Consider the following 3,584-nt stretch of genomic DNA (forward strand, 5'->3'; position numbering starts at 1 on the left):
GTCGGCCGCAGGAACCAGTAGCCGAACCGGTCCCACTGGTAGAACGGGTTGGTCACCAGGCCGTGGACGAACTGGGCCGCCAGAACCAGGACGACGGCGGTGGCGATCCAGCGGCCCGGTCGCCTCAGCGGCAGAACTCGCTGCGCCGAGAGGGGCTTTGACGGGGTGTCGGGCTGCGGCGGTGCCTCGGTGACGGACACTGCGGCACCTGGGGGTTCACTCATGAGGGGGCTCCGGCGGAGTCGGGTTTCCCCTGTGCACGGCGAACTCGGCGTACTACGACGGCAGTACGTGACGCTCGGGCACCGGGGGCTGGGCGGACGACGGCACACCGCGAACGCGGCGTTCGTCAGAAACGCGGGGGCTGGGAAGGAAGGTCAGCCCCGACAGCGGGCACGGCCCGGTGCGGTACACAGTGCGCTGCTCACGCGGAGCAGATCGACGCTCCGGTCGGCCACGAGCACGTTCGTGTACGGCTGTACGCAGCCCGGGGAGCGGCGCGTGGCCGTCCTGGAGACTGCGTACATGTCCGTCACCGTGCTCTTCCGGCCCCTGGGGCCACTCGCGCTTACCGAAACGTCATCCGGTCCGGTCGTCACCTGGGGCACCCCACCGCGGAGCGAGGGTTGCCGGTCAGCAAGCCAGGGCTTGTCGCTGACACTCATGACCGTTCTGGGCCGTAGTTAAGACAATTGCCCGAACGAATGTCAATCCTGGTCCATCAGGTGGAACCCTCAGGACGTGCGGGCGGCGTACGAGGCCCAGTCCAGGATCTGTACGGCGGCCCCGGCGGCCTCCAGACCCTGGCAGTGGGCGTGGTGCCGGCGGGCGATGCCGTCGAGGTCGAGGTGGGTACCGAAGGCCGGGTGGGCGGTCAGACGGCGGGCGTAGGCCCACAGCGTGGGGTGGTCGGCGATGCGCTGGACTGCGGCGGCGTCGAGGTGGTGGCGGTGCACGGTGTCGAGTTGCACCAGCGTGGCCCACAACTCGACATCAGCGGCGGTGACGTGATCCCGGATCAGGTACTCGCGGTCCACCAGCCATCGATCCAACGAGCCCAAGGAGTCCAGTAGTTGTTCCAGGGCGGCGACACGGCTCACGTCGTCACCGCCCGCCGACCCGGCCTGCTGCGCGGACTGCGCGATCCCCCTGCTCATCCGCTCCACGGCCTCGGTCTCCGACTCCGCTCCGCACGGGTAGAGCGCCGGACGTCCGCCGCCGAAGTGCCGGGCCAGGTCGCGGGTGATGTCGGTGGCGTGGGTGCTGACGATCCGTCCCGACCAGTCGTCGCTGAGCACGGGTGCGACGGCAGCGCCGGTGTACCGGTGCGCGCTGGCCTCGTACAGCGGGCGCAGCGCGGAATGCCCGCCGTCGGGACAGTCCGGGACCGGGTCCAGGAGGGTCACGGGACAGATGTCGTCGAGGCCGAGCAGGCTGTGCACGACGGCGATGCGCAGACCGTCCGCGCAGGCGGCGGCCAGGTGCAGCCGGTAGCGGCGCGGCACGGCGTAGTGGCCGCTGCGCGCGTCCTGTCCGATGCGGCCCCGGAAGGCGGGCGCGGGTCGGTCGGTCGTGTGGGCGGCCAGTGGTGTGACGGTCATGACTCTCCCCGGGAGCGGGCGCGGACGTGCGCGCGGCGGAAGCGACGTCGAGCAGGCGGGAATGGGGCGGCGGCAAGGCCGTGGGGGCAGGGCTCACCCGTGTGCGCCGGACGGGGTCGGCCGGAAAGGCACAGTCGGCGCGGGAAGGGCGGCGGCTCAGCCCCGGGGTCCGATCGCGCTGCAGACACGCAGTAGATCGATGTGGCGGCGGGAGGTCAGAAGAGGCGAACGGACCACTCGGACGGTGACCGGTTCAAGGCGCCTCATGTTTCCCTACCTGTTCACTAGGATTCCTTCAGTGAGTGTCGATCCGACCGGGAACCACGTCAAGGGGGCCGTCCCGCATCGCGGACGGCCCGATGGACGTTTCCGGTGAGTCAGCGGAGATGAGCGGTGTCGACGGTCGTGTATCCGGTGGCCGTGGCGGTCACCAGGATGTACCCGGGGTTGCCGTTGCGGTCGACGTAGCAGGTGAGGTATCGGGCGCCGACCACGGTCTGGCGCACGGGATGTTCGGCCACCGCCCGGCGACAGTCGGCCCCGGTGGGAAGCTCGGTGGAACTCCAGGGGGCCAGTTTGCCGTTGCTCGCGACCAGGTACCCGCCCGAGACGTAGATGGCGTCGGTGGTCGTGCCCGCCGGCACGGGCGGGGTGCGGGTGAAGTCGTAACCGGTCGGCGTTGCCCCGGTGTCCGTCATGCGGAACCCACGGACCAGCGTCGTCGAGACGGAGGGCTGCGGGCCGGACAGCGCGGCGTTGGTCGCGAGACCGCCTCCCCCGATGATCGTCACCGCCGCCACGCCGGCGATCACGGGATGGGCGGAGGCCATGCCGAGCACCGGTCCGATCACGGGGATCGAGAACCTCAGATGGGTGTTCTTCTGCGTGACCGTGGAGTGGTCGCCCGCGGTCACGGTCGCCGTGGGCGCGTAGTCCCGTGAACGGCGGTGCGTGGGCTTCTGCGGCGGCAGGTAGGTGTTGTGCTGTGTGTTGCCGTCGCCGGCCTGGACGCCGTTGGTCCGGCTGTTCCTCGTCATCGTGGTGCTTTCTGCGGCCCGTGGGTGTCGGTCGGGCACCTAACCGAACGTGTTGTGCTGGGTGTTGCCGTCGCCGACCTGCACGCCTCGGGCCTCCCGCAGATCGACCCGGTACCTCGCGCGGGGGCCCGCGTCCGGGTCGATCAGGGCCAACAGCCGCTGGGCGTGCTCCATCACCTCGGCGTCGACGGCACCGGCCATGACGAGATCGTGGGCGAGCCCTTCGGCCGACCCGCTCGGCCGGCGTTCCAGCAGCTCGATGCGCTCCAGGGCCCCGGGCCTGCCCGCGAGCCGCCGGACGAGGGCCTGCTTCAGCGCGGCGTAGCTGTCGGAGACCGCGGATGAGGCGGCACCGCTCAGACCGGCGCCCACCCCCGCGGTCAGGGCCTGCGCCACCAGTGTCCCCGGATCCATTCACGCACCTCCGCACGGCTTCCCCGGCGTCACACGGCGACGATCACCGGTGTGACAACACGAGGAAGCTATCGGCGGGTTGTCCGGGTCTTCGGGTCTTGACAGGAGTCGACGGATATCGCGTGTTCGGCGGCGGGACACCGCCGTTGTCCGGCCGTTCGATGCCAGGCGATGTCGATTCGGCGGCCGGGCGATGTGGTTCAGCGCAGGTCGGCGCCGGCCGGGCGGTCGTCGACGTCGTGGGTGCCGTCCGTGTCGTGGGTGTCGCCCGTGTCGTCGGCGTCGTCGATGTCGTCGGTGAGGAAGCCTCCCGACTGGTGCTGCCACAGCTTGGCGTAGGCGCCGTCCGAGGCGAGGAGTTCCTGGTGGGTGCCCTGCTCGACGATCCGGCCCCGGTCCAGGACGACGAGCCGGTCCATGCCGGCGACCGTGCTCAGCCGGTGCGCGACCACGAGCGCGGTGCGTCCCTCCATCAGCCGCCACAGGGCTTCCTGGACGAGGATCTCGCTCTCGGAGTCCAGCGCGCTGGTCG

General features: G+C 70.8%; 4 protein-coding genes, 2 pseudogenes and 1 riboswitch. All 6 genes and pseudogenes read right to left on the reverse strand.

All coding sequences use genetic code 11. The annotated features are described in order from the left end of the window. Positions 1 to 224, reverse strand: a pseudogene (locus JF597_RS48330) (amino acid ABC transporter permease); the annotation flags it as partial. 335 nt (positions 225 to 559) lie between these two features. Continuing rightward, positions 560 to 669, reverse strand: a riboswitch (SAM riboswitch). Positions 670 to 734: 65 nt separating this feature from the next. Continuing rightward, the gene (locus JF597_RS48335; protein WP_294012024.1) at positions 735 to 1,601 is read right to left on the reverse strand and encodes a glutathione S-transferase C-terminal domain-containing protein; all 867 of its coding nucleotides are present in this window, start codon (positions 1,599 to 1,601) and stop codon (positions 735 to 737) included. Between the two features lie 156 nt (positions 1,602 to 1,757). Further along, positions 1,758 to 1,868 carry a putative leader peptide gene (locus tag JF597_RS55890; RefSeq protein ID WP_366916560.1) on the reverse strand — a complete coding sequence of 37 codons (111 nt, stop codon included), beginning with the start codon at positions 1,866 to 1,868 and terminating at the stop codon, positions 1,758 to 1,760. Between the two features lie 110 nt (positions 1,869 to 1,978). After that, a complete protein-coding gene (locus JF597_RS48340) occupies positions 1,979 to 2,638 on the reverse strand; it encodes a hypothetical protein (protein WP_069761075.1) in 660 nt (219 codons plus the stop codon). 39 nt (positions 2,639 to 2,677) lie between these two features. Continuing rightward, entirely contained in the window at positions 2,678 to 3,052 is a 375-nt protein-coding gene (locus tag JF597_RS48345; protein WP_294012031.1) for a hypothetical protein, read from the reverse strand. A 200-nt stretch (positions 3,053 to 3,252) separates the two neighbouring features. Beyond that, positions 3,253 to 3,584, reverse strand: a pseudogene (locus JF597_RS48350) (ABC transporter ATP-binding protein); the annotation flags it as partial.

The sequence above is a fragment of the Streptomyces sp. genome (assembly GCF_019510245.1).
In the GTDB taxonomy this organism is placed as follows: domain Bacteria; phylum Actinomycetota; class Actinomycetes; order Streptomycetales; family Streptomycetaceae; genus Streptomyces.